Genomic DNA, 25209 nt, shown 5'->3' on the forward strand with positions numbered 1-25209 from the left:
TTTAGTAGGTTTAAGATAAGTGTTTTTGCCTTGCAGCTGAATACAGAATGATGAGGAGCTACATAAATGAAAGCGTTCTTCAAAAATCACTGGTTTTTAGTGTATTCCATCCTCTTCATGTGGATGAAAACATACATCATATATCAATTCGGATTTCACATAAGAACGGCCAATCTGTTTCATGAATGGCTGCTTTTGATCAATCCACTTAGCTTTTTGCTCCCTTTGTTTGGGATTGCTCTTTTTTTAAATGAAAAGAAGCAAAAGATTTTTTTATTGACCGCAAATTTTATTTTGACGGCGATTCTCATAGCGAATACGATCTTTTATGGATTTTATATTGATTTCATTACGATCCCTGTATTATTCCAAGCGAAAAACATGGGGGATATGGGCAGCAGTATGACAGAATTGTTCCACCCGCTGTTTTTGCTGATGCTCATTGATTTCGTGGTACTGGCATGGCTGTTAAAACGTAAACCTTTAGCGCCAAAAGCCTCCTTCAAGACGATCAAAACATATTATGCCGTGTGCTGCAGCTTTCTATTGTTTCATGTCAGTTCAGCCATGATGGATCACCCTCGTTTTCTGACAAGCTCTTATGATCGAGAAGTGATTGTACGAAACCTTGGGCTGTTCCAGTTCCACCTGTATGACGGCGCTGCCCAAACAGCGCGAATTGGACAAAAAGCCTTTGCAGATGAAGATACACTTTCAACCGTAGCTAACTACACAAAGGCTGATTACAGTGCACCAAACGAAGAGTACTTTGGACTTGCTAAAGGCAAGAACGTTGTGTTCATTTCACTCGAATCAACCCAGCAATTTGTCGTTGATCAAAAGGTGAATGGACAATACATCACCCCCTTTTTAAATCAACTCGCTAAAAAGAGTTTTTATTTTGATGAATTTTATCAGCAGACTGAGCAAGGAAAGACGTCGGATTCAGAGTTTATTGTCGCAAATTCCCTCTATCCATCTAGCAGCGGCGCTGTCTTTTTCACAGCGAGTGACAACGAATACGACACGTTATACAAGCAGTTGAAAAAAAAGAACTATCAATCCGTCCAATTTCATGCGAATAATAAAACGTTTTGGAATCGTGATGTGATGTATGAATCGTTTGGGATTGACCGCTTTTATGATGTCGATTCGTATCAAGTCAATGAACAGAATTCAACTGGCTGGGGCTTAAAGGATATCGACTTCTTTAACCAATCCATTGATTATTTAAAAAAGTTGAAGGCACCTTATTACAGCACATTCATTACCTTGACCAATCACTTTCCATTTGAAATCGATCCAAATGATCAATTGATTGATGAATATGATTCGTCCAGCGCCATTTTAAACCGCTATGTGACGACCGTCCGCTATCAGGATGAAGCCATTAAGACATTTTTTGACCGTATGAAAGAAGAAGGACTGTATGACAATACAATGTTTGTTCTCATGGGGGATCACTATGGCATATCCGAGGCACATCATCAGGCAATGGCAGAGCTGCTCAATAAAGATGAAATCACACCGTTTGATGCTGTGAAATTGCAGCGGGTTCCCTTTTTGATTTACATTCCGGGAGTCACAGATCAAGCACCACAGACAATTTCTGAAACAGCTGGGCAAATCGACGTGAAGCCGACACTCCTGCACTTACTCGGTATTGAAACGAAGGATGCCATTCAATTTGGCAATGACTTATTTTCAAACGAACGGACGCCTTTTGCTGTTTTGAGAAACGGGAACTTTATTACAGATGATTATCTCTATACAAAGAACACCTGCTATGATCAAAAAACAAAAGAGCCTGTTGAACAGGATGAGGTGTGTCAGCCTTATATCGAAAAAGCCAATAAAGAGCTTTCCTTATCAGACAAAGTGATCAATGGGAATTTGCTCCGTTTTTATCAGCATTAAAAGTCGCCTTCTGGCGGCTTTTCTTTTCTCTTTTTACTGAAAGCCTATGAATGGTCAAATAAGTTTGCTTATAATAAAGGATACAGATGATATTGAATAATAAGAGGTGTGAACATGAAGTATGCGTTCTTCGCCTTCATCGCCATCTGTTTGCTCCTGAGCGGGTGTCAAACAGAGATGAAGTCATCGGATACAACCAAAAAAACTGAGCTTGTCATTTCAGCTGCGGCAAGCCTTCAGGATGCACTAAAGGAAATTGAATCCACCTATAATGATGAGCATCCGAATGTGACATTAACAAATAATTTCGGGTCATCCGGCGCATTGAAGCAGCAAATTGCACAAGGGGCAAAGGCGGATCTCTTTTTCTCAGCAGCTGAAGCGCCCTTTGATGAGCTTGTGAAATCTGGAGACATCGATCAACATTTTATCAAGGATGCTATCCAAAATGAGCTTGTACTCATTGTGCCAAAAGATCACTCTTCCTCTATTAAAAGCTTTCAAGATGTCGAGCACATAAAAGGAAAGGTTGCTCTTGGCACACCTGAATCCGTTCCTGCTGGTACATACGGCAAAGAGATTTTCACAAAGCTGAACATCTGGGATCAAGTGAAAAAGAACACTGTGTACGGCAAGGATGTGCGGCAGGTTTTAAGCTACGTAGAAACAGGAAATGTGGAAGCAGGTGTTGTGTATAAGACAGATGCCCTCGTTTCAAAAAAAGTAAAGATTGCAGCTGAAGCCAATCAGGACATGCATTCCCCGATCATTTACCCAGTAGGGATCGTAAAAGGGACAGAACATTTAGAGGAAGCCAAGTCCTTTTTTCAATTTCTTCAATCAAAAGCAGCCAAATCCATTTTTAAAAAGTACGGCTTTCAAGTAACATAATGCCCATGCTGACTGAAGAATTCCTATCTCCCATCTGGCTGTCCGTGCAAGTTGCCATTGTGAGCGGGCTGCTGGCAACAGTTTTTGGTACAATGATTGGCTATTGGATGGCGCGAACTTCATTTAAGGGGAAAATGATCGTAGAAACGCTTTTAATGATGCCGCTTGTCCTTCCACCAACAGTTGTAGGGTTTTTATTGCTCGTCATATTCGGAAGGCATAGCTTGATCGGAGGCGTGATTGAATGGATCTTCCACCAGCCGGTCATTTTCACATGGTGGGCGGCGGTAATTGCATCAACGGTTGTGGCATTCCCGCTTATGTATCAATCAGCAAAAGCCGGATTTTCTACGATTGAGTCAGATATTGAAGGGGCTGCAAAAGTAGATGGTGCTCATTCATTCCAAGTCTTTGCCTATATTACAGTACCACTTGCCCTGCCTTCCCTATTGTCAGGCAGCGTCCTCAGCTTTGCTAGAGCCCTTGGAGAATTCGGGGCGACCTTAATGTTTGCCGGCAACATCCCAGGAAAAACGCAAACACTCCCAACCGCTATCTATGTGGCAATTGATTCTGGACGAATGGAGCTTGCTTGGGCTTGGACGATTTGTATTGTGATCCTCTCTTTTATCATGCTCTTGGCTGTGCGCCGAAGCAGTACGTAAAAAATCCTCTTTCTCATATAAGAAAGAGGATTTTATTATTTATTCAAACCCAACCGTCATCGTCTCTGGATTTGAGCCGACGCGTTCGTTATTGTTTAATGCATCGATTTTTTCCATGTCTTCTTTGGAAAGCTCGAAGTCAAAGATGTCTGCATTTTGTTTAATGCGTTCTTCATTGATTGATTTAGGAATTGTCACGACACCGCTTTGCAGATCCCAGCGCAAGATGACTTGAGCAACAGATTTGTTGTAGCGTGCAGCAATGTCTTTTAATACGTCATGATCTAATAGCTTCCCTTGCATCAGCGGAGACCATGCCTCAATTTGAATGCCTTTTTCCTTTGCATATTGACGCAGTTCAACAAGTGTCAGTTTCGGATGAAATTCAACTTGGTTCACAGCTGGAACAACCTCAGCATCTTTTAACAGCTCTTCTAAATGCTGAATGTAGAAATTGCTGACTCCAATGGCTCTGACTTTCCCATCTTTATAAAGCTTCTCAAGTGCGCGCCATGTGTCTTTAAATGTATCTGCATTTGGTCCAGGCCAATGAATCAAATAGAGGTCTAAGTAATCAAGACCTAATCGGTTTAAGCTTGCGTCAAACGCTTCAAGCGCTTTTTCATAGCCTTGATCTGTGTTCCATACTTTAGATGTGATAAATAAGTCTTCTCGTTTCACGCCAGATTCTTTAATCGCTTTTCCTACGCCTGTCTCATTTTTATAAACAGCTGCCGTATCAATGCTGCGATATCCGTTTCGTATGGCTGCTTTTACGGCATCTACCACTTGATTGCCGTCCTCCACTTTGAATACACCTAAACCAAACCAAGGCATTTCGACTCCGTTATTCAATGTTACGGTATCATTCAAGCTTTTGACCATTTTAACAACCACCTTTTTTATAGATTCCATCTCTTTCATTATCTCATGTTGTGCTTCAAAACTCTATTATCAGGCGTTTCTCTTCGCTTCAATGGCTAAGAGCAGCGCACCTGTCATGCCAGCCTTGTCCTCAAGCCCAGGGGAGACAATGTATGTATCAAGCGGCGGCAGATCCACATAATCATTGACATAAGCAGCCAGCTTCTCTCGAATGAGTGGGAATAGCTGCTTTTGCTTCATGACGCCCCCGCCCATGATGATGCGCTCTGGGCTTAAAATGAGAGAGTACTGCATAAGCGCCTGCGCTAAATAATCCGCTTCAAGTGCCCAAACCGCTGCTTCCTGCGTAAGCTCTTTGGCAGGTTTCCCCCACCTTTTCTCAATCGCTGGTCCAGCTGCCAGCCCTTCTAAGCAATTTCCATGTGCCGGACAGACACCTGCAAACGGATCTGATTCATCCTGTCTGATAAGGATATGTCCCATCTCAGGATGTGAATGGCCGTGTAGAAGCTCATTTTTCACAACAGCTCCCGCACCAATGCCTGTACCGACCGTGATATACAAACAGCTGCTTAGCCCTTTGGCTGCCCCTTTTGTTAATTCACCTAGTGCTGCGGCATTGACATCTGTTGTAAAGGATACTGGGCCACCTAATTGCTTCTCAAGCTCAGGAATGAACGGATAATGCTTCCACTCCACTTTCGGCGTGTTCATGATATAACCGTATGAAGGATCATCCTTTTGAACACAAATGGGTCCAAAGGAGCCAACCCCTAATGCTGCAATGTCATGCTGCTTAAAAAATGGAATAAGCTGCTGTATTGTTTTCTCTGGGTGCTTTGTCGGAATCGTCATTTCCTCTAAGATGTCTCCATGCTCATTGCCGATTGCACAACAAAATTTTGTACCCCCAGCTTCAATTGCTCCATAATAGGCCATCATTGATCTCCCCCTGCTCGTTCTCTTTCTTCATCATAAAACATGGGGGAGAAGATGACAACATCACGTATTGGTGAGCAGAACAGCTTCCATGTCATTGATATACTCCCTTAAATGATGGGCAATATCACGGTTGATCTCACCATCTTCATATAAGGTTTGAATTTCATTTCGAATCGTCTGTACAGCTTGGAAGTTAAGCTCTTTTTTCTTCCGATCAAATGAACGGTCTTTTTGCTGGAAGAAGCTTGGACCGTGTTCACAGCGGTAAATCACTTGGTTGTAAAAACCAATCACTTGGTGGCACGTTTGCTGGTTTTCATCTGTCATATGCTGTTTGATCGAGTCTACCGCAGCCTCAGCCGTTTTCTTACGGATTTGTTTGTACGAGTCCTCTTTTTCTAAAATACCGCTTGAAATGTGCTGATTCGGCCGCCATAATTGCAGCCATTGAAGCAAGCGGAGAAACTTCACCTTTGAAAAACGAATTTTGAATGAGTTTGAATACAGCATTTCCAGCTCATGAAATCTCTCTTGCAGCTCATAGGCTTCTTCCTTGTCAATTTTCTCTTCATCGATTAATTGTTGAAGTTTCATCTGTTCTGCTTTGATGCCGTGCAGTCTGATTTTTCGCTCTTGTTTTCTCATCCCGAATTGGTATGGTTCACGCTGGATATTTCTCAGCTTCATTCGGTAATCATTGATGAGTGAAAGAGACACTTCCCTGTTGTCCTCATTCATCCCTTCTTTTAACGTTTTAATAGCACTTCTCAGCAGCTTCCGTTTTGCATGCTGAATCTTAGTATCCAAGTCCACGTCGATTTGCTTGTCTTTTTTCTCAGATAAAAGAGGCAGTAACACACTGGCTAAAATGAGTGTACATAAGATGACGCCTGCTGCGAGGAAAATAATCAAGTGCCGCTCAGGAAATGGTGATCCATCGGCAAGCGTAAATGGAATGGAGAAGGCACCGGCCAATGTCACAGCCCCGCGGACACCAGAGAATGTCATCAGCATCGAAGCCCGCAGCTTTGGTTTTTTCACATTCTGTTTTTTCGTTACACTCCAGTTACCTGCCCAGAACAGCCATACCCATAAAAATCTCAGTACCATGAGACATAGCGTAATGATTAAGATGTAACTAATGACCTGCATATTATTAAAGGCTTCATCCTGGAAAATGACCGTGGAAACATCCGGAATCTGCAATCCAAGTATGACGAAAACAAGGCCGTTTAAAATAAATAAAATAATATTCCAGGTGTTTGATGAAGCAATTTGCAGCTTGGCTAAATTCGCTTCCATTCGGTCTTGCTCAATGGCATGTGTCACACCGCCAGCCACAACGGCTAAAATGCCGGATACACCGATTTCTTCCGCTGCTAAATAAATCACAAATGGTGTAAGGATTTGCAGGATGATATGCATTGTGACATCGTCCATTCCTAAACGGCGGAGGAAATAGCGAAAACGAATGATAAAAAAGGATAGAATAAATCCAGTCAATAACCCGCCTGCTGCAATCAGTACAAAACTAAAGGATGCCTGAGCAATTGAAAAGGCTCCCGTCACCGTTGCGGCAATGGCAAATTTAAAGGCGACAAGTCCTGATGCATCGTTCATCAGCCCTTCGCCTTCCAGCAGTCTCATGATGCCCTTTGGCATATTCACACGGCTGGATAAAGCACTTACTGCCACCACATCTGTCGGTGATAAAATCGCTGCAAGCGCAAATGCGGCTGGAAGCGGTATGCTTGGAATCATCCAATGAATGGTATATCCCGCTACAATGACGGTCGCAAACACTAAACCAAGCGCTAAAAGAAGAATCGGTGCTCTTAATTTCCATAGCTCATCCCTTGGGGTACGCTTCCCGTCATTAAATAACAGCGGCGCAATAAATAGAACGAAGAAGAGTTCAGGATTTAAAGAAATATGTAAACCTGAAGGAAAAGCTGCCACCAATATTCCTAAGCCCACTTGAATTAACGGAACGGGAATAAAGGGGACAAAACGATTGATAATATTAGATGCTGCAATGAGTGCCAGTAGTACGAGCACTGCCAAAAAAATCTCCACTAGTACATGTCCCTCCTATGTATATTTTTCGTCAAGTTTTGCTTACATGCAAAGATGTGTTCATTTCATCCATCCGTCCGCTCAGAAGTGCTTCTTTAGTATTCCGCAAAAAGTGAAACCAACACATAACAATCCATCTAGGCAAAAAAAGGCTGAATCTAGATATTCAGCCAGCTGACAAAATTTTCATCATATGTATTGTTCAAATGATGAACAAAAGACCCTGCTTTTATTTTACACGAAAACTCCATCATCTGCTGATATTCAGCTCTAATTAAACACAAAAAAAGAGCGGAATCGCCCTTTTTTTGTTTTACCCTTTATTTAAAAAATAAGACCTGGCGGGAAGGCGCCATTTGAATAAGTAGGAACAAACCCTGCATACGACGAGGATGACAAACAGCAGATATAAAGCAAGCTCTCCTTGCGCTAAGCCGAGTCCGACGAATAAGCCGCCAAGGGCTGCCCATACGGCGTAAATCTCTGCTTTTAGCACAAGCGGCTTTCGTCCTGCTAATAAATCACGCACAATTCCGCCGCCGCTTCCAGTCAAAATGGCTGCCACAATAACTGCACTGAGCGGGAGCTCTCTTTGCACAGCAAATAATGCGCCTTGAATCGCAAACGCTGCTAAACCGATTGCATCCGAGAAATTTCCCCATGTGCTCCAGTGCTTGAGCAAAAGCTTTGGAAAAAGAAACACAATCGTAATGGATACAAGGGCAATCGTAAACATTTTGCCCTGTGACCATAAAGCAGACACCGGCAGACCAATTAATAAATTCCGAATCGCTCCACCGCCAAATGCTGTCACAATCCCTAAAATGTACACACCAAGAATATCGTACTCTTCCTCCATTGCCACAATCGCACCACTAATAGCGAATGCGACAATGCCAATGATACTTAAGACTTCCCATGCCATTTTCCGCTTATCTCCTTACCTTTATCTGATCATCTAACACTACTCCCTTAATGTATATCTGACACAGGTGAAAAGCAATACAAATTTTCTTTAAATTTTATCTTTTTGCAAAAATAAAAAATAGCCTGCTTATAAGCAGGCTATCTCTTTCAATCTTCTTTTGCATTTAACAGCAGCATACTAATGATGATGAGAATAAATGCAATAAGGGCTAGTAGTGGAATGGTGATAAAACCAAACCAGTTCAAATAATCAACGGAACAAGGAATACCGCTCAGGCAAGGGCGAATCGATGCAAAGCCAGGTATCTTTTGTTCCATATAATGATAGATAGAAAAACAAGCGCCAATCACAGCCAAAGGCAGAACGTAATATTTCACTTTCACATCGCCTCTGAATGTCGCAATTCCAAGTAAAAGCACGAGCGGGTACATGAAAATGCGCTGAAACCAGCACATATCGCATGGGATAAACTTCTTTACTTCACTTAAATACAGGCTGCTCATCGTCGCAACGATAGAAACGATCCAAGCACTGTATAAGTAAACAAGCTTATTCCTCATGATTTTTTCCCTTTGAGCTCTTGATCAATTAATTCTTTGATTTCATCATAGTCATAAAAATTTTGGACTTGTTTGTTGTTAATGAAAAGAGTTGGTGTTGCATTCACTTTATATTGGTTCACAAGCTGATCGTCTGTGTTCAGCTGCGGCTGATATGTTTTCTTTGATAGGTTATCTTTAAGCTTGTCCGTATCTATTTTTGTTGTCTTTTTCGCTAGCTCCGTCAGCTTAGCAGGCGTGACCCATTCGGCTTCACTATCTGGCTGTGCTTGATAGACAGCTTCATGAAATGCCCAAAAGTTTTTCGGATCTTCTTTCCACACTTCTTCAGAAGCTAGTGCTGCCAGCACTGCGCCATCTCCATGAACAGGAAGTGGTAAGTTAATAAACGAAAATGATACATCGCCTTTATCTATGTAGTCCGCTTTCAGCTTTGGGAAAATGTCTGTTTCAAATGATTTACATGATGGACATTTATAATCCCCAAACTCAACAATTTGCACGGCTGCGTTTTTATCTCCCATGACAGGCTGTCCTTTAATAGAAGGCTTACTGTCAACCGTTTGTGCTTCTTTGCTGTTGTTATTTCCAATGACGACGAATAATCCGATGAGAAGAGCTGCGATAATGGTTAAAATGACAGCAAATTTAATGGATGATGATTGATTATTTTTTTTACTCACATAAGCACCTACCTTATCTTTTTCATTCCTTCAAAAGAAAAAGGATAATAGCTAGAATAATGCCATTATCCAACTTCTTCTATTTTAACAAGAGGGGATTCATTATGAAAGATGGTATTCATGAATTTTTCCTAACAATTTTATTTCATTACCCTCATGGCATTTAAAACAGCGAGTACAGTCACACCGACATCCGAGAAGACAGCTTCCCACATGGTTGCAATACCAAATGCTCCGAGTAATAGGAAAACCCCTTTAACCCCAAGAGCAAATGCAATGTTCTGCCATACAATTCTTCTTGTTCGTTTAGCGACAGCGATGGCTTCTGCTACTTTTGACGGCTGGTCTGTCATAATGACGATATCAGCCGCTTCTACCGCTGCATCTGAACCAAGTCCGCCCATCGCAATTCCTATGTCTGCTCTTGCTAATACCGGTGTATCATTAATGCCGTCCCCAACAAATAATAATTTTTCTTGAGGCGCTTTTTTCTGATCAATTTCTTCTAATTTCGTTACTTTATCCTGCGGCAATAATTCGGCATGTACTTCATCAATGCCAATTTGCTGGGCGACCGCTGTTCCAACTTGCTTGGCATCACCAGTCAGCATGACTGTTTGAATGCCAGATGCTTTTAGAGCTGAGACCGCTTCAATTGCATCATCCTTTAATTCATCTGCAATCAAGATCGATCCGGCAAACTCACCGTTAATGGCCATGTACACAACCGTTCCGCTTCGTTTTTCTTTTTCATATGAAATGCCTTCTCGTTCCATCAAGCGATGATTACCTGCTAGCACTTTGGAACCACTGATGGTTGCTTTAATTCCATGTCCCGCAATATCTTCATATGCTTCGATCTTGCTTTCATCAAGCGGCGAACCATATGCCGCTTTAATTGATTCAGCAATCGGATGTGAGGAGTGGGCTTCTGCTAAAGCTGCAAAAGAAAGCAGCTCTTCTTCTGACCACTTGTCGCTCGCTGTCACGATATTGGTCACCGTAAAGTTCCCTTTTGTGAGTGTGCCCGTCTTATCAAATACAGCATAGCTCACAGAGTTTAGTGCTTCTAGATAGTTACTGCCTTTTACAAGGATGCCTCGTTTAGAAGCTGCCCCAATTCCCCCGAAGAATCCTAATGGGATGGACACGACAAGCGCACAAGGACAAGAAATCACTAGGAAAACGAGTGCCCGGTAAACCCAGTCAGACAATTGAGCTGATGGAATGAGAAGCGGTGGCACAAAGGCAAGCAGCAATGCTAATACAACGACAGCCGGTGTATAGTATTTTGCAAACTTTGTGATAAAGTTTTCTGTCTGTGCTTTTCGGCTGCTCGCATTCTCAACCAAATCTAAAATTTTCGTCACTGCTGATTCGCTTAGACCTTTTTGCACTTCAATTTCAAGAATACCGTTTTGATTCACAAATCCTGCAAGAACTTCTTTCCCTGCTTCTACATCCCGCGGCACAGACTCACCTGTTAATGCAGAGGTATCCACGAGTGAAAAGCCTTCAATGACGAGACCATCAAGTGGAATTTTTTCGCCCGGTTTTACGACGATACGGTCACCGACTTTTACTTCTTCCGGCTTCACTTTTTTTGTTTCATTTCCTACTTTGAGATTTGCATATTCAGGGCGAATATTCATTAATTCACTAATGGATCGTCTTGAACGATTCACTGCTGCCCCTTGGAACAGCTCTCCAATTTGGTAAAACAGCATCACTGCCAGTGCCTCTGGATATTGCTGAATGACAAAAGCGCCAGCTGTTGCAATGGTCATTAAGAAGTTTTCATCAAATACTTGGCCGCGCACGATATTTTTCAGCGCTTTAAAAACCACATCACCGCCGACTAGTAAATACGCTGCGAAAAACATGATAAATTTCAGTAAGCCATCTTCTGGTATAAAATAAGCTGCTGTTCCAATGACTGCACCGCCAATTAATTTCAGCACAATCGCTTTTAAATTCTTTGTCCCATGATCATGATCGTGGTGATGTCCTTCTTCTTTTGGTGATACACTCACATGAGGTTCGATGGACTGAACCGTTTTTTCAATACGCTTTGACATCGTTTCTTGCTTATCTGCATGTGTGACAGTCAATGTCCCTGTCGCAAAATTAACGGAACAAGCTTCAACGCCATCCATTTTGCTGACACCTGTTTCAATTTTACGTGCACAGTTTCCACAATCAAGACCGCTTAATACGTATTCATCCTTCATTTTTTTCATGTTCTCACCTTTTTTCTATATGATAAGTAACGTTCCCTGGATCGATGAAACCTATTAAAAATCAAGAGCTTTATATATGAGCATATATTCATATATTAGATTACCTTTATTATATGAAGAGTTCTTGTCTTCTGTCAATCCTTTCTGAAGAAATCATTGGTTTTTTGTGTCCAATTCTGTCACACGGATTTTCAATAAACCAAGCTCATGTCCCCCCTCCCCGCATAACATAAAAACGATGGTTTGCAGTTTTTCTCTTTACAAAAGAAGGACAAAGGCTTAGAATAAAATAAAAGTTTCCCCAAGGAAACAAATTAGCGTTAGAGAATCATTTCATCCTTTAGTCAAAATTATTTAATGTATGCATATATCTTTAGGAAGCGCAATGATGATTGAAAGGGGCCGCAAGAGATGTCAAATGCTTTAACAATCGACCGTCTTCATGTCTCATATCACGGACAGGATGCATTAGAGAACGTCTCTCTTTCCATACAGGAAGGGACAATGACAGGAATCATCGGTCCAAATGGTGCTGGTAAATCGACGTTACTCAAGGCATGTTTGGATCTCATTGAAAAAGACCAAGGGGATATTCTTTTTTTTGAACACCCCTTTAAACAAGTCAGAAAACAGATCGCCTATGTACCGCAGAGAAATGATTTAGATTGGACGTTTCCGATTCATGTACTGGATACCGTACTACTTGGAACATATCCGAAGCTCGGACTAATCAAACGTCCAAAAAAAGAAGACCGGGCATATGCGTATCACTGTTTAGAAAAAGTCGGGATGCAGGACTTTGCCAAAAGACAAATCGGTGAGTTATCCGGCGGACAGCAGCAGCGTGTCTTCCTTGCAAGGGCACTTGCTCAAAACGCACAGCTCTTCTGTTTGGATGAACCATTTGTCGGGATTGATATGGCAAGTGAAGAAACGATGGTTCGCATTTTGAAGGAATTGCGAGATGAAGGGAAAACCATTTTGGTTGTCCATCATGATTTGAGTAAGGCAGATGATTATTTCAGCCATCTTGTTCTGTTAAATAAAAAACTCATCAAAGCAGGGCCTGTACACGACATCCTTCGCCCAGAGATCATGCTGGAAGCATATGAAACACAGCTGCCATTCTTAAAATCAGCAGGAGGAGACGTGTAATGGAATTTTTAACCGGACTCTTTGAATATGCTTTTTTACAAAAAGCGCTATTTACATCCGTCATGGTAGGCATCATTTGCGGTGTTATCGGCTGCTTTATCATTTTACGCGGCATGGCTCTGATGGGAGACGCCATTTCTCACGCCGTACTGCCAGGGGTCGCCATCTCTTATATGCTTGGAATTAACTTTTTCTTCGGGGCTGTTTTAACTGGGGTGTTAACAGCGATTGGGATCGGTTATGTGAGTCAAAACAGCCGCATAAAAAATGATTCTGCCATCGGCATTGTCTTTACAGCCTTTTTCTCAATCGGAATTATTTTGATCACATTTTTGAAAAGTTCAAGTGATCTATATCATATTCTATTTGGAAATGTTCTAGCTGTTCGATCATCTGATATGTGGATTACACTGGGAATCGGTATTTTTATTTTGCTAGCCGTCATTGTTTTCTACAAGGAACTGCTCATTAGTTCATTTGATCCGGTGATTTCTTCGGTTTACGGTTTGCCGAATCGTATGATTCATTATTTTCTCATGACCTTATTGACCCTTGTGACCGTTGCATCACTGCAAACCGTTGGGATTATTCTTGTCGTTGCCATGCTGATCACACCGGCAGCCACCGCTTATCTCTTAACGGATCGGCTCTGGATCATGATTTATTTATCTGCTTTTTTCGGTGCTGTTTCTGCCGTCGTAGGTCTAGGGCTTAGTTTTATGTATAACTTGTCATCTGGCGCTTCCATCGTACTGGTCGCGACCATTTTATTCGGCAGTGCCTTTATCTTTTCACCAAAACAAGGCATTCTATGGAGATCATTAAAATCTAAACGAAAACGAACGCACTTAAAAAAGGAAGCGTCTATGTAAAAGGAGGACATATATGAAGAAGGTATTTGCTATCCGTTTGACCGCAGTATTCATTGCCCTTATGATCATCGCAGGCTGTTCGACCCAGCAAAGTAATTCCGGTAAAGATGACGGCACATTAAAAGTTGTCACGACCTACTCCATTCTTTATGACATTGTGAAAGAAGTAGGCGGGCAGCATGTCTCTATTCACAGCATTGTTCCCATTGGTACAGATCCACACGAATTTGACCCACTGCCAAAGGATGTTCAGTATACGACGGATGCAGACCTTGTTCTATATAATGGCTTGAACCTTGAAACAGGAAACGGCTGGTTTCAAAAGCTGCTTGAATCGAGCGGCAAGAACGGGGATGATGCACCTGTAGCCGAGCTGAGTAAAGGCGTCAAAGTGAAGCATTTGTCTTCAAAAGGCCTTGAAAGCCAGCAGGACCCGCACGCATGGCTGAATGTTGAGAATGGGATCCTTTATGCCCAAAATGCCCGAGATGCGCTCATTCAAGCGGACCCCGAACATAAAGAGGATTACGAAAAAAATGCAGAAGCCTATATCAAAAAGCTTCAAGCTCTTCACGATGAAGCAAAAGACAAGTTTGATCAGCTGCCAAAAGACAAAAAGCTCCTAGTCACAAGTGAAGGGGCATTCAAATATTTTGCAGAGGCGTATGGACTGAAAGCCGGCTACATTTGGGAGATTAACACAGAAAATGAAGGAACACCAGGACAAATGAAGCGCATTATTCATTTTGTCAAAGATCATCAAGTTCCTGCGCTCTTTCTTGAAACAAGTGTTGATAAACGCAGTCTTGAAAGCCTCTCTGAGGAAACCGGGGTTCCGATCAAAGGAAAAGTCTTCACTGACTCTATTGGAAAAGAAGGTGAAGATGGAGACAGCTACTATAAGATGATGAAATGGAATATCGACACCATTTACAATGGGCTGTCATCATAAGAAAAGACAGGTGGAGTGAATCCGCCTGTCTTTTTTGTCAGCCTGTTATATTTTCCGGATGTTTTTTCGGCCAAATGACGTAGCTGATGCTAATGATGAAATCAATAGTTAAGATCATCCCCCATGTATTGACAAGCTGCATCAGCGCTTCCGTCCGCTCTGGTGCTTGGATGAGATAGGTCAATCCATATAACAGCCCCGCTCCAATAACATAAGAAATGAAATGCCGCGCCCAGCCGACCATTTCATACACAGACCGCTCCTTACCGTACTTTGGTTTTCCCTTTGGCTTAGGGCCTCCTGCAAATCGATAGGCAAACCTAGCATCTGCCCATTTCACCATTTGATGTCCGAAGGCAAGGCTCACACCAATATAAACAGCCGCAAGCCCGTGAATGACACTCGCCACAGCCCCTTGCCTTAAATCTATATAAGTAGCCGCAAGAAGGATTAAATCCAAAATCGGCGTACAGACAAGAAAGAAAGCACCCAACTTTTTCTGTTTAAACACATAACGCAGCGTTAAGCCCATTAGAATAAACAGCCAAAAACCAATTTCACATGCCACAATCAATAACCCGACCAATTTTTCCACATCCTTTTTTAATACGATTGTATTAAATAAAAAATAACACAGATGTGTTAAAAAAACAACAGCTATGCTAAAATCAATGTATGCCAAAAATCGTCGATCACCATAAACAAAAACAAAAGGTCGCTCAAGCTGCAATGAGAGTGATTAAACAAGAGGGATTGGAAAACGCTTCTGTACGAAAAATAGCAGTCGAAGCTGGAATTTCAGCCGGCTCTATGCGTCATTATTTTTCCACACAGCAAGAGTTATTTCTATTCTCTATGAGTTTAATTCAGGAAAGAGTCAAAGAGCGGATTACAGGGCTTTCATTAAACGGTTCAACGGCGGAAAATGTCCTCACTTTATTGGAGCAGCTTCTTCCACTTGATGAAGAAAGAAAATTTGAAATGGAGGTGTGGCAGGCTTTTTCAGTCAAGGCACTGACTGAACCAGATCTACAGCCGCTCAATGCAAAGATGTATGACGAACTTTTCCAAACGGTCCAATATTGTTTAATGAAATTGAAAGAGGATGGGCTGCTGCTAACTGATATCGATCTTTTATTAGAAACCGAGCGGCTTTATGCGGTCATCAATGGGCTTGCATTGAATGGAATCGTGCAGCCCGAACGTATACCGCCTCAGCTCATACGCTCCGTATTGCAGATGCACCTGCAATCCATCACAAAAAAAGACATGTCTCCTTAATTGGAGAGCATGTCTTTTTTTAATCTTCCATAAAAATACGTTTCGCTTCGTAGTAAAGCACCTGCACAAATTTCTTCACATTGATACGGGTGTGTTCTTCTCTTCCGCTCATCTCTTTCGTCAATTCACTCATTTTCTTTCGTACGATGGTGAAATCGAAAAATTTAGATGCATAATTTTCAAATGTTGGATGGGAAAAATCAGTTAGCCCAAGTGATGCGATGTGTTTCAATGATTGATTGATCGCACGCCTTACCCGCTGTTCGGCTGCCTTTGCTTCTCTTGCGATGTCTGCCGATGTATAGGGCTCACCTAACTTATCCTCCGTAATCCCAGTGAAAATGATCTTTAAAGAAGGAAAGGAATCATGATGATCAGCATGCAGCGCTAAATACTGGTCTGTAAACAGAATCATATCTAATAAATCTTTAGACCCCTTCTCACCAACAATACCAAGCTCCGCCAGCAAAAACTGACCTGCCTCTGCAAGACTTTTCCCCCGCTGCTTCGTTTTCGTCTGACCGCGCTGCTGAAATTGCATGACCGATTTGAGTGAGTGCTGAATATTTTCAATTGAATGCTCTAAATGAAGACGTTCAATCATCAGATGGAGGACACTTAAGACCTCTACACGATTGATCGGCTTTGTCACATAATATTCGACGCCAAGCGTATACGCCTGTCCGATTAATTCCTTTGTTTCAACCTGTGACAGCATTAAGTATTTCCCATGAAACTCATCCTTGATCGCTCGAATCGTTTCAAGCCCGTCCCTTTCCGGCATCAATAGATCAATACATAAGATATCAATGTGCAAATCATTTAAGTAGCTGGCTGTTAACTCTGCGCCATCCTCTGCTTCCCCGGCCACAATGCCAAGCTCTTCATCTTCAATGAGCTGAGCCAGTGAAGAACGAACGGCTTCATCATCATCAACAATAAAAAATCTCATCTCCCAATCCCCTCTTTTCTACTGACTTGATCTACTGGTATCGTTAATGTGAAAATCGTTTGTTCATTTGGGATACTCTTCATTTCAACACTTCCGCCAAGCTTCTCTGCTGTATCCTTTACATAGGCCAGCCCGATACCGCTCGATGGATTCCCAGCCTGGTCGTATTTTAAAGTGAAGCCAGGTTTAAAAATCACATGATGATTACGTTCTTTTATGCCAGGCCCGTTGTCGCTGATTTGAAAAATCACGTGGTTTTCTTTCTGTGAAATAGAAAGTGACACCTCTCCTTCTACAGGAATGGCTTCCACAGCGTTGGATACGATGTTATTTAACAAAGATAGAATGGTATACACGTGATAGGCGGGATGCTGCCCATCTTCATCATAATGAAAGACGATGTTTTTTTTAAGAGATTCTGCATAATTTTCATGAATGCGAATGACAAGCCCAGCGATATGAGAAGGACTCTCATAAGCCTGGAAGTTTTCCTCATGAATCAGCTTTGATAAGGCAGAAAAAATCCGCTGATTATCCTTTTTGATTTCATGCACCTCTCCTGCAATTTGCAAGGCGGTTTTACCGAGCTTTTTCAAATCCAATGATTCCGCATCCTTTGCGTGGTGAAGGGATTGATACAATTGATAGGATGTGGCCGTAATGTGCTCAGCATGTGCGAGTGTTTTATGAAAATATGTAGATTCCGTGTAAAGGTTGGACAGGAGCATCAGCAAATGTTCCTTTTCCTTTTTCATCTGACGCTCTCTCGCCTGCTCTTCGTATAAGCGAATCATTGTATAACAAGCCAACACGAAAAAGCTTCTGAAAATCGCCAAAACAAATAATTGAAAAAGCGTCCGCACCGTTAAAATTTCATCCAGCGTGCCACGAAGTGCGATGATCTCAACAACGCTTGCGCACAGCTCCATGATGATGCCTGTCGCTCCAATCAGCCAAGGCTGATCGCGGAAACGTCTGACCTTCAATAAATAAAAGAGTGTGCCATAGACGACATAATAAAGCAGGGAAGGAAATCTTAATGAAACTGCCTCTTCAAGCGGAAGATGCCCTGTCACGGCTGTATCAAGTAGCACGCGAAACGCAAAAACAGATATCCCAGCGATGATGCCGCTTGCCCATGCCGGAAATCTTTTCATTTGAAGCAGGATAAAGAAAAAGACAACGGTTCCAAAGCTGACCCGAAAGCTGTCCTCAAACGGATAAAATTTAAACTCTCCGCCAATCGGCGTCAGTACAATGAGCAGCACAATTAAATAAGGCTCTGTATTCAGCCATTTTTTCAGTAGATTCAAACGCAGTCACATCCCTAATAATTGACGATAGTATACTATGTGAGCTAAAGAAAAACAAACCTCCATGAAAAAGCGCACACCGGAACTTTGCCGGTGTGCGCTTCTCATGATGCCGCTTAATCTTCTAAACGATCCTTTTCTAAAAGTGATGCACCAGCAATACCTGGTTTTGTCATTTCAAAAGGATTTAAGATGACATCAAGCTCTTCCTCTGTTAACACATCATTTTGCAGACAAAGCTCACGTACAGATGCACCTGTAAGGATGGCTTCTCTTGCAATTCGTGCAGCCGCTTCATAACCAATGTGCGGGTTCACCGCCGTCATGACACCGGCACTCTTTTCTACATATTCTTTTAATCTAGATTCATCTGCTTTTAGGTCACGCAAGCAGTTGTCCACGAAGGACTCGAATACATTTTTCATCATGCTGAGAGATTGAAGCAGGTTGAACACTAACACTGGTTCCATAACGTTCAGTTCAAGCTGGCCAGCCTCTGATGCAAGACAGATTGTATGATCGTTCCCAATGACTTGGAATGCCACTTGGTTCATGACCTCAGGCATCACTGGGTTGACTTTTCCTGGCATGATGGATGAACCTGGCTGTCTCGGCGGCAGGTGCAGCTCACCAAAGCCTGCTCTTGGACCTGAAGCCATCAGACGAATATCGTTCGCCATTTTGGACATGTTCATCATACATACTTTAAGCGCAGCCGATACTTCTGTATAAGCATCCGTATTTTGCGTTGCATCGACTAAGTCTTCAGCGCCAACTAACGGTAATCCGCTAATGTCAGATAGGTAACCAACCACTTGGCGAATATATTTAGGATCTGCATTCAATCCAGTTCCGACTGCTGTTGCTCCCATATTGACTTCATATAAATGCTGTCTAGACTGCTTGATACGTTTAATATCACGAGCAAGAACTTTTGCATAAGCACTAAACTCTTGTCCAAGTCTGATTGGAACAGCGTCCTGAAGATGCGTGCGTCCCATTTTGATGACATGATCGAATTCCTGCGCTTTTTCGGTCATGACTTGATGCATGTTTTCCATCGTATAAAGTAGTTTTTCAATCATATTCAATGTTGAAATATGAATCGCTGTTGGGAAAACGTCGTTTGTTGACTGCGACATGTTCACATGCGTGTTTGGACTTAGCTCAGTATAAGCGCCTTTTTCCTTTCCTAGTAGTTCAAGCGCTCTGTTTGCAATGACTTCATTGGCATTCATATTCATTGAAGTGCCAGCCCCGCCTTGAATTGGATCGACAATAAATTGATTGTTCCATTTTCCTTCGATGACCTCATCTGCGGCTTGAACAATTTTTTCTCCAAGACCAGAATATAGTCGCTGTGTATCCATATTTGCAAGTGCGGCTGCCTTTTTGACAATCCCTAATGCTTTGATGAGTTCCTCATGAATACGGTAGCCAGTAATTGGAAAGTTCTCCACTGCACGTAATGTTTGAATTCCATAATATGCTTGAGTGTCTACTTCCTTTTCACCTAGAAAGTCTCGTTCGATTCGAACTTGCTTGTCCTGTAGCTTCGTCATTTGAAAAGATCTCCTTTTTTACGCTGCTTTTGTTTGTTGTTTTAATTCCTCAATATACTTCTTCGATTTCTCTTGATCAAATACTTTTTCCCACTTAGACATCACAATAGCTGCAAGTGAGTTACCAAATACGTTCACTGTTGTACGAACCATGTCAAGAAGTCGGTCGATCCCAACGATGAAGGCAAGTCCTTCAAGCGGCAGTCCCATAGCACCAAGAGTTGTGATGACAACAACGATCGATGCACCTGGTACACCAGCCATTCCTTTAGATGTCAGCATTAAGATTAATAGTAACGTAATTTGCTCATAGATGGAAAGCGGCATGCCGTACATTTGTGCAACAAATATCGCAGCAATGGATTGATAGATGGCACTTCCATCTAAGTTAAAGGTGTAGCCTGTTGGAATAACGAACGACGTGATCGCTTTCGGGCAGCCGAACTTCTCCATTTTGTCCATTAATCTAGGCAGTACAGCTTCTGAACTTGCTGTTGAGAATGCAAGAATGATTTCTTCTTTTAATACTTTAAATAGTGTAAAGACGCTTGTTCCAGCCATTTTCGCAATAATGCCAAGTACAACAATGACGAAGAATGCCATTGTACCGTAAACGACAAGTACCAGTTTGCCTAGCGGGAGAAGCGCTCCGACCCCGAATTTGATCACCGTCACACTGATGAGCGCGAATACACCAAATGGTGCAAACTTCATCACTTTATTGGTCACCCAGAACATGGCTTCGAGTATACCCTCAAAGAATCCTAATACTGGTTTTCCTTTGTCTCCAACTGCGGCAATTCCTAATCCGAATAAGACTGTAAAGAAGATGGTTGGTAATAGATCACCTTCTGCAATGGATTGGAAAACGTTTGTCGGTACAAGATGCACCAACGTTTCTGAGAAAGTCGCTTTTTCAGAAGAAGCTTTAGATGTCTCTTCATATTTAGAGATATCGCCTTTCTCCATGTTGCTCATATCAATTCCTGTACCAGGATGGAACAAGTTTGCTGCAAGCAGTCCAACTGCTAATGCAATCGTTGTCACAATCTCGAAGTAAAGAATGGTTTTTCCGCCGAGTCTTCCGATCGTTTTCATATCTCCAACACCTGCAACTGCTACAATCAATGCAGCAATAACAATTGGAAGAACGATCATTTTAATTAAATGGATGAATATATCGCCAATCGGCGTTAACACATTAATAACGGTTTCATTTTGATAAAACAGCGCTCCCACGACAACACCCAGAACAAGTGCAATGAGTATTTGAGAAGCTAACCCTAACTTTTTCATACGTGAACCCCCTTTTTTTGATAACGCTTTCTTTGTTGCTTAATCGCATCTTAACGACGAACCTACAAAAAACGACAAAAAGGAACAAAAAGAAGTGAATTTTTTATGAAAAATCTTTAAAAAGGTGGGTTTTTCCACAATATTGTAAAAAAAGACTTCGCTTTTGGCGAAGTCTTAATGATTTTGCATCTGTTCACTTGGTATATGCTGATTTGAATAAAATTCGTCATAAATCGCATATCCAATAAGTACAAGAGCAACATAGAGCAATGCACTAACGGTCCAAATCCATTTGACATTCAGCTTCATTCTGCCACTCCCTCTCTAACTGGCTTCAATCGCTGCAATCTGAGCGCATTCAGCACAACGGACACGGAGCTAAAGGCCATTGCTGCTCCTGCAAGCCATGGCGCAAGGAAACCAAATGCAGCAATCGGTATCCCAATACAGTTATAGGCAAGCGCCCAAAATAGGTTTTGTTTAATGTTTCTCATTGTTTTTTTACTAAATTCCAGCGCATCTGCAATGGCATGGAGATCTCCCGTCATGAGCGTAATATCTGCTGCTTCCATGGCAACATCTGTCCCTGTTCCCACAGCCATCCCAATATTCGCTGTTGCAAGAGCTGGGGCATCATTGATACCGTCTCCGACCATGGCGACTTTTTTTCCTTGTTCCTGAAGTGCTGCAATGTGAGCCGCTTTTTCTTCAGGCAGTACTTCAGCAATGACATGATCAATGCCTGCCTGTTTCACAATCGCCTCTGCTGTTAGTTTATTATCACCTGTCATCATCACAACGTGAATCCCCTGCTCTTTTAGACGAGAGATGGCTTGTGGAGAGGATGATTTGATTGTATCTGCGACCGCTACAATGCCGGCGACTTCGCCGTCAATCGCAACGAGCATAGCCGTTTTCCCTTGCTCCTCGAGCGTTGTGACAGATGCTTCAATTTGCTCATATTGGATATGATGTTTCTGTAATAGCTTACGCGTTCCAATCAAAAGCTTGTGTCCTGCTGCCTTTGCTTCAATTCCATGACCTGGATCTGCTTGGAATGCTTCAACCTCGACTGCTTCAAGACCTCGTTCCTTCATACCGTCTGTGATCGCCCGGGCAAGCGGGTGTTCCGACTGCTGTTCTGCCGATCCTGCTAGCTGCAGCAGCGTATCTTCTGTCCAGTTGGCATATGCCAGTACATCTGTCAGACTAGGCTCTCCTTTTGTCACAGTCCCTGTTTTATCTAACACGACCGTGTCGAGTAATTGAGTCACTTCTAAATGCTCTCCGCCTTTAAACAGAATGCCTGATTCAGCCGCACGGCCGCTGCCAGCCATAATAGAGGTTGGTGTCGCAAGGCCGAGCGCACACGGACATGCGATGACAATGACGGCTATAAAGGTTTCAAGTGCTGACGTCACATTTCCTGGGTCCACAAAGAAAAACCATATGAGGAATGTGAGCACAGCAATTCCTACAACAATAGGAACAAATATCCCTGATATTTGATCTGCCATTCTTTGAATCGGTGCCTTTGAGCCCTGCGCTTGTTCTACGACTCGGATAATCTGTGAAAGAGCGGTCTCTTTCCCGACTTTAGTCGCTTTTATTTTGATGAATCCATTTTTATTGATCGTTGCCCCAATGACCATATCTCCTGCTGTTTTATCAACAGGCAGACTTTCTCCTGTAATCATGGACTCATCTATTGCGGTTGTCCCCTCTATGATTTCTCCATCTACCGGCACTTTTTCCCCGGGTTTGACAAACACAAGATCATTCACTTTCACGTCCGAAATAGGCACAGTCATCTGTTTGCCATCTCGCTCGATAACCGCTTCTTTCGCTTGTAAGCCCATCAGCTTTTGAATCGCTTCTGATGATCTTCCTTTTGCTCTTGCTTCCATTAATTTTCCGAGCACGATCAACGTAATGAGGACAGCACTTGTTTCATAATAGAGGGCTGCCTCATGTGTGCCTCTAATCGCTGACTGAATGCTTTCATATAAACTATAGAAAAACGCGGCAGATGTCCCAAGTGCGACAAGAACATCCATATTGGCACTTTTATTTCTTAAAGCCTTATACGCCCCTACATAAAAGGGCCAGCCGACAATGAACTGCACCGGCGCTGCTAACGCCAGCTGTACCCATGGATTCATAAACGCTTCTGGCAGCCAAATAAAGGACGTAAAAGAAAAATGGCTGACCATTGCCCAAAGAAGCGGCAGTGATAAAATCATCGAGAATAAAAAGCGTGCCGTTTGCTTTTCTATTGCAGCTTGCCGGTGATCTTTTTTTCCTTCCTCCGCTTGATCTGCTGCTGGTTCAATCAAAGAATACCCAATAGAATGCACCGCATCTTTTATGTCATTTGTAGACGTTTGGCCCGGATGATATGTGACCTGAAGTGTCTCAAGGGCAAAGTTGACAGACCCGTGATCGACACCGTCCATTCGGTTAATTTTTTTCTCGATTCGGTTTGCACAAGCTGCACACGTCATTCCCTCTATATCAAATTCTGCTTGCTCCATCACCACATCATAGCCAAGAGATTGAACTTTTCGCTTCAAATCATCTGGTGTTAGCTGCTCTGTTTCATAGACGATATGGGAAGTTTCAAGCGCCAGATTCACACTGGCATCCTCCACACCTTCCAGCCTATTCAATCCCTTTTCGATGCGGCCTGCACAGGCAGCACAGGTCATCCCCGTAATTTGAAAATCAATTTCCTTTTTCATTGATCTCACCTCTCCACATACTCCATGGGGGTATTATATTTTGAAAAAAATACGTGCTGTTTTGCAGCACGTCTACTTATTTATACAACATCATATCCCTGTTCTTCAATCACATCAGAGATACGGTGTAACGTGACTTGATCCGGGTGAAATGAAACCTCCACCTGTCCTTTGTCTAAATGGACTTTCACAGATTCCACACCTGCTAATTCTCCTACATTTCCTTCGACTGCTTTCACGCAATGTCCGCAAGACATGCCCTGCACTTGAAGTGTTGCTTGTTCCACTTCTCATCGCCTCCATCAATCATTTTCTACAATTTACTATACCCTAGTAGGGTATCAATGTAAACATAAATGCTACGATTTTGTCAGTTTCGTAAAGACCGTCATTAACTCTTCAATGGCTTCATCCCCATTGCCGCTCTTGATAGCATCTGCAACACAATGATGTGTATGCTTTTCCATCAAATGAAGACTGACTTTTTTCAAAGCCGCATTGACTGCGGAGATTTGATTCACAACATCTATACAGTAACGATCGTTTTCAATCATTTGCTGAATCCCACGAACTTGTCCTTCCACTCGTTTCAAGCGATTGATCAATTGGTCCTTTTCCTTTTCGGCTCTAGGCGAAGCCATATGTCTTTCTTCATGTTCTGTCATGTGATCACCTTTTTTCCATTATGACTTGTCTTTACCTAAATTAAAGCATATCTCCACCGGAAAAGGCAAAGATATGCTGAGCACCGCATATAAAGCTGTGTTTGTCCTAATTTGTTAATTGTTCGATATCCTGCAAAAGATTGACGGATTGCTGAAGCTGTTTCATCAATCCCTGCTGATCCTCCAGTATGGCGGCAACATCGATATCGCCTGCTTTCAATTTCTGTAAATACGTTTGGATTTCCTCTGACAGCACTTTATTTTTTTCAATGATTTGCGCATGCAGGTCTTCTGCCATTTTTGGCGCTGTGACGTCATTAAAATCTTGAATGTCTGCCTTCAATGATTCAAGCTGCTGCGTTAATTCTGCTTTTTTGGCGGCATTTTGCACAGCTTCTTCAGCGAGTTTTGGAAAATCCTCTGTAAATTGCTGAATGTCTGTCACATAGTCATTTGCCTCAGTGACATATGTCGTTGTATCGTTGACCTGATCAAGCAAGCCGGAGCACCCGCTTAATACAAGCGTTCCGGAAAATAGGCAAGCCATCACATATTTTTTCAAGATCGATCATCCTTTCATCTGTAGGATTAAAAGCATCATTTGTTCCGCTCCTCTATCACACAGATGCAAAA

At 42.4% G+C, this 25209-nt stretch carries 24 protein-coding genes; 7 read left to right on the forward strand and 17 right to left on the reverse strand.

Annotated elements, in window-relative coordinates:
• Positions 1-66: 66 nt before the first annotated feature.
• The 3 genes from AWT60_RS06365 (at position 67) to modB (ending at position 3473) form a co-directional block, all read left to right on the forward strand.
• Positions 67-1917 (forward strand): LTA synthase family protein, encoded by a 1851-nt coding sequence (locus AWT60_RS06365; protein WP_218677039.1) that lies wholly within the window; start codon positions 67-69, stop codon positions 1915-1917.
• A 114-nt stretch (positions 1918-2031) separates the two neighbouring features.
• Positions 2032-2808: a molybdate ABC transporter substrate-binding protein gene (gene modA / locus AWT60_RS06370; RefSeq protein WP_218677040.1), complete on the forward strand. Its 777-nt coding sequence runs from the start codon at positions 2032-2034 to the stop codon at positions 2806-2808.
• Positions 2808-3473: a molybdate ABC transporter permease subunit gene (gene modB, locus AWT60_RS06375; RefSeq protein ID WP_075621778.1), complete on the forward strand. Its 666-nt coding sequence runs from the start codon at positions 2808-2810 to the stop codon at positions 3471-3473. The genes modA and modB overlap by 1 nt, the downstream gene beginning before the upstream one ends.
• A 39-nt stretch (positions 3474-3512) precedes the next feature.
• On the opposite strand, the gene AWT60_RS06380 is transcribed toward modB, so the two are convergent.
• The 7 genes from AWT60_RS06380 to AWT60_RS06410 all read right to left on the reverse strand — a co-directional run bounded on the left by AWT60_RS06380 (position 3513) and on the right by AWT60_RS06410 (position 11787).
• The gene (locus AWT60_RS06380; protein ID WP_024423460.1) at positions 3513-4358 is read right to left on the reverse strand and encodes an aldo/keto reductase; all 846 of its coding nucleotides are present in this window, start codon (positions 4356-4358) and stop codon (positions 3513-3515) included.
• Between the two features lie 69 nt (positions 4359-4427).
• A complete protein-coding gene (locus AWT60_RS06385) occupies positions 4428-5297 on the reverse strand; it encodes an ROK family protein (protein ID WP_095357026.1) in 870 nt (289 codons plus the stop codon).
• A 63-nt stretch (positions 5298-5360) separates the two neighbouring features.
• A complete protein-coding gene (locus tag AWT60_RS06390; RefSeq protein WP_087976149.1) occupies positions 5361-7376 on the reverse strand; it encodes a Na+/H+ antiporter in 2016 nt (671 codons plus the stop codon).
• Between the two features lie 313 nt (positions 7377-7689).
• Complete coding sequence (locus tag AWT60_RS06395) at positions 7690-8301, reverse strand: trimeric intracellular cation channel family protein (RefSeq protein WP_024423463.1); 612 nt, start codon at positions 8299-8301, stop codon at positions 7690-7692.
• A 149-nt stretch (positions 8302-8450) separates the two neighbouring features.
• Positions 8451-8864: a disulfide oxidoreductase gene (locus tag AWT60_RS06400; protein ID WP_041107782.1), complete on the reverse strand. Its 414-nt coding sequence runs from the start codon at positions 8862-8864 to the stop codon at positions 8451-8453.
• A complete protein-coding gene (locus AWT60_RS06405; RefSeq protein ID WP_025094107.1) occupies positions 8861-9547 on the reverse strand; it encodes a DsbA family protein in 687 nt (228 codons plus the stop codon). The genes AWT60_RS06400 and AWT60_RS06405 overlap by 4 nt, the downstream gene beginning before the upstream one ends.
• A 140-nt stretch (positions 9548-9687) precedes the next feature.
• Entirely contained in the window at positions 9688-11787 is a 2100-nt protein-coding gene (locus tag AWT60_RS06410) for a heavy metal translocating P-type ATPase (RefSeq protein WP_041107784.1), read from the reverse strand.
• A gap of 411 nt (positions 11788-12198) precedes the next feature.
• On the opposite strand from AWT60_RS06410, the gene AWT60_RS06415 reads away from it, so the two are divergent.
• The 3 genes from AWT60_RS06415 to AWT60_RS06425 are packed head-to-tail and all read left to right on the forward strand — an operon-like array spanning position 12199 to position 14766.
• Positions 12199-12942, forward strand: a complete 744-nt coding sequence (locus AWT60_RS06415; RefSeq protein ID WP_218677041.1) for a metal ABC transporter ATP-binding protein — start codon at positions 12199-12201, stop codon at positions 12940-12942.
• A complete protein-coding gene (locus AWT60_RS06420; RefSeq protein ID WP_218677042.1) occupies positions 12942-13814 on the forward strand; it encodes a metal ABC transporter permease in 873 nt (290 codons plus the stop codon). Before AWT60_RS06415 ends, AWT60_RS06420 begins: the two co-directional genes overlap by 1 nt.
• Positions 13815-13827: 13 nt before the next feature.
• On the forward strand, positions 13828-14766 hold the full coding sequence (locus AWT60_RS06425; protein WP_218677043.1) for a metal ABC transporter substrate-binding protein: 939 nt from the start codon (positions 13828-13830) through the stop codon (positions 14764-14766).
• A gap of 37 nt (positions 14767-14803) precedes the next feature.
• Here AWT60_RS06425 and AWT60_RS06430 read toward each other — a convergent pair whose 3' ends face one another.
• A complete protein-coding gene (locus AWT60_RS06430) occupies positions 14804-15352 on the reverse strand; it encodes a hypothetical protein (RefSeq protein WP_034280914.1) in 549 nt (182 codons plus the stop codon).
• Positions 15353-15441: 89 nt separating this feature from the next.
• On the opposite strand from AWT60_RS06430, the gene AWT60_RS06435 reads away from it, so the two are divergent.
• Positions 15442-16047, forward strand: coding sequence for a TetR/AcrR family transcriptional regulator (locus AWT60_RS06435; protein ID WP_218677044.1), 606 nt, complete (start codon positions 15442-15444; stop codon positions 16045-16047).
• 19 nt (positions 16048-16066) lie between these two features.
• Here AWT60_RS06435 and AWT60_RS06440 read toward each other — a convergent pair whose 3' ends face one another.
• From AWT60_RS06440 to AWT60_RS06475, 9 genes are all read right to left on the reverse strand, one after another.
• Positions 16067-16999, reverse strand: a complete 933-nt coding sequence (locus AWT60_RS06440) for a response regulator (RefSeq protein WP_041107794.1) — start codon at positions 16997-16999, stop codon at positions 16067-16069.
• The gene (locus tag AWT60_RS06445; protein WP_041107796.1) at positions 16996-18312 is read right to left on the reverse strand and encodes a sensor histidine kinase; all 1317 of its coding nucleotides are present in this window, start codon (positions 18310-18312) and stop codon (positions 16996-16998) included. Before AWT60_RS06445 ends, AWT60_RS06440 begins: the two co-directional genes overlap by 4 nt.
• Positions 18313-18428: 116 nt before the next feature.
• Positions 18429-19874 carry an aspartate ammonia-lyase gene (gene aspA, locus AWT60_RS06450; RefSeq protein WP_024426050.1) on the reverse strand — a complete coding sequence of 482 codons (1446 nt, stop codon included), beginning with the start codon at positions 19872-19874 and terminating at the stop codon, positions 18429-18431.
• A gap of 18 nt (positions 19875-19892) precedes the next feature.
• On the reverse strand, positions 19893-21170 hold the full coding sequence (locus AWT60_RS06455; RefSeq protein WP_024426051.1) for a cation:dicarboxylate symporter family transporter: 1278 nt from the start codon (positions 21168-21170) through the stop codon (positions 19893-19895).
• Between the two features lie 174 nt (positions 21171-21344).
• A complete protein-coding gene (locus AWT60_RS18510; RefSeq protein ID WP_256928328.1) occupies positions 21345-21479 on the reverse strand; it encodes a hypothetical protein in 135 nt (44 codons plus the stop codon).
• Positions 21476-23911, reverse strand: coding sequence for a heavy metal translocating P-type ATPase (locus AWT60_RS06460; RefSeq protein WP_218677045.1), 2436 nt, complete (start codon positions 23909-23911; stop codon positions 21476-21478). The genes AWT60_RS18510 and AWT60_RS06460 overlap by 4 nt, the downstream gene beginning before the upstream one ends.
• Positions 23912-23991: 80 nt before the next feature.
• Entirely contained in the window at positions 23992-24198 is a 207-nt protein-coding gene (gene copZ / locus AWT60_RS06465; protein WP_024423475.1) for a copper chaperone CopZ, read from the reverse strand.
• Positions 24199-24270: 72 nt separating this feature from the next.
• Positions 24271-24576 (reverse strand): metal-sensing transcriptional repressor, encoded by a 306-nt coding sequence (locus AWT60_RS06470; RefSeq protein ID WP_012011272.1) that lies wholly within the window; start codon positions 24574-24576, stop codon positions 24271-24273.
• 106 nt (positions 24577-24682) lie between these two features.
• Positions 24683-25138 carry a DUF6376 family protein gene (locus AWT60_RS06475; protein WP_087976143.1) on the reverse strand — a complete coding sequence of 152 codons (456 nt, stop codon included), beginning with the start codon at positions 25136-25138 and terminating at the stop codon, positions 24683-24685.
• Positions 25139-25209 lie beyond the last annotated feature (71 nt).

Source organism: Bacillus sp. F2HM (assembly GCF_019266135.1).
GTDB lineage: Bacteria > Bacillota > Bacilli > Bacillales > Bacillaceae > Bacillus > Bacillus safensis.

Excerpts from the sequence above, each read along its gene's own strand:
- AWT60_RS06435 (WP_218677044.1), top strand. The coding sequence starts at position 15,442 with ATGCCAAAAATCGTCGATCACCATAAACAAAAACAAAAGGTCGCTCAA.
- AWT60_RS18510 (WP_256928328.1), bottom strand. The coding sequence starts at position 21,479 with ATGAAGCTGAATGTCAAATGGATTTGGACCGTTAGTGCATTGCTCTAT.
- AWT60_RS06420 (WP_218677042.1), top strand. The coding sequence starts at position 12,942 with ATGGAATTTTTAACCGGACTCTTTGAATATGCTTTTTTACAAAAAGCG.
- AWT60_RS06455 (WP_024426051.1), bottom strand. The coding sequence starts at position 21,170 with ATGAAAAAGTTAGGGTTAGCTTCTCAAATACTCATTGCACTTGTTCTG.
- AWT60_RS06365 (WP_218677039.1), top strand. The coding sequence starts at position 67 with ATGAAAGCGTTCTTCAAAAATCACTGGTTTTTAGTGTATTCCATCCTC.
- AWT60_RS06460 (WP_218677045.1), bottom strand. The coding sequence starts at position 23,911 with ATGAAAAAGGAAATTGATTTTCAAATTACGGGGATGACCTGTGCTGCC.
- AWT60_RS06410 (WP_041107784.1), bottom strand. The coding sequence starts at position 11,787 with ATGAAAAAAATGAAGGATGAATACGTATTAAGCGGTCTTGATTGTGGA.
- AWT60_RS06380 (WP_024423460.1), bottom strand. The coding sequence starts at position 4,358 with ATGGTCAAAAGCTTGAATGATACCGTAACATTGAATAACGGAGTCGAA.
- AWT60_RS06415 (WP_218677041.1), top strand. The coding sequence starts at position 12,199 with ATGTCAAATGCTTTAACAATCGACCGTCTTCATGTCTCATATCACGGA.
- AWT60_RS06400 (WP_041107782.1), bottom strand. The coding sequence starts at position 8,864 with ATGAGGAATAAGCTTGTTTACTTATACAGTGCTTGGATCGTTTCTATC.
- modA (WP_218677040.1), top strand. The coding sequence starts at position 2,032 with ATGAAGTATGCGTTCTTCGCCTTCATCGCCATCTGTTTGCTCCTGAGC.
- AWT60_RS06470 (WP_012011272.1), bottom strand. The coding sequence starts at position 24,576 with ATGACAGAACATGAAGAAAGACATATGGCTTCGCCTAGAGCCGAAAAG.
- modB (WP_075621778.1), top strand. The coding sequence starts at position 2,808 with ATGCCCATGCTGACTGAAGAATTCCTATCTCCCATCTGGCTGTCCGTG.
- aspA (WP_024426050.1), bottom strand. The coding sequence starts at position 19,874 with ATGACGAAGCTACAGGACAAGCAAGTTCGAATCGAACGAGACTTTCTA.
- AWT60_RS06395 (WP_024423463.1), bottom strand. The coding sequence starts at position 8,301 with ATGGCATGGGAAGTCTTAAGTATCATTGGCATTGTCGCATTCGCTATT.
- AWT60_RS06440 (WP_041107794.1), bottom strand. The coding sequence starts at position 16,999 with ATGAGATTTTTTATTGTTGATGATGATGAAGCCGTTCGTTCTTCACTG.
- AWT60_RS06385 (WP_095357026.1), bottom strand. The coding sequence starts at position 5,297 with ATGGCCTATTATGGAGCAATTGAAGCTGGGGGTACAAAATTTTGTTGT.
- AWT60_RS06425 (WP_218677043.1), top strand. The coding sequence starts at position 13,828 with ATGAAGAAGGTATTTGCTATCCGTTTGACCGCAGTATTCATTGCCCTT.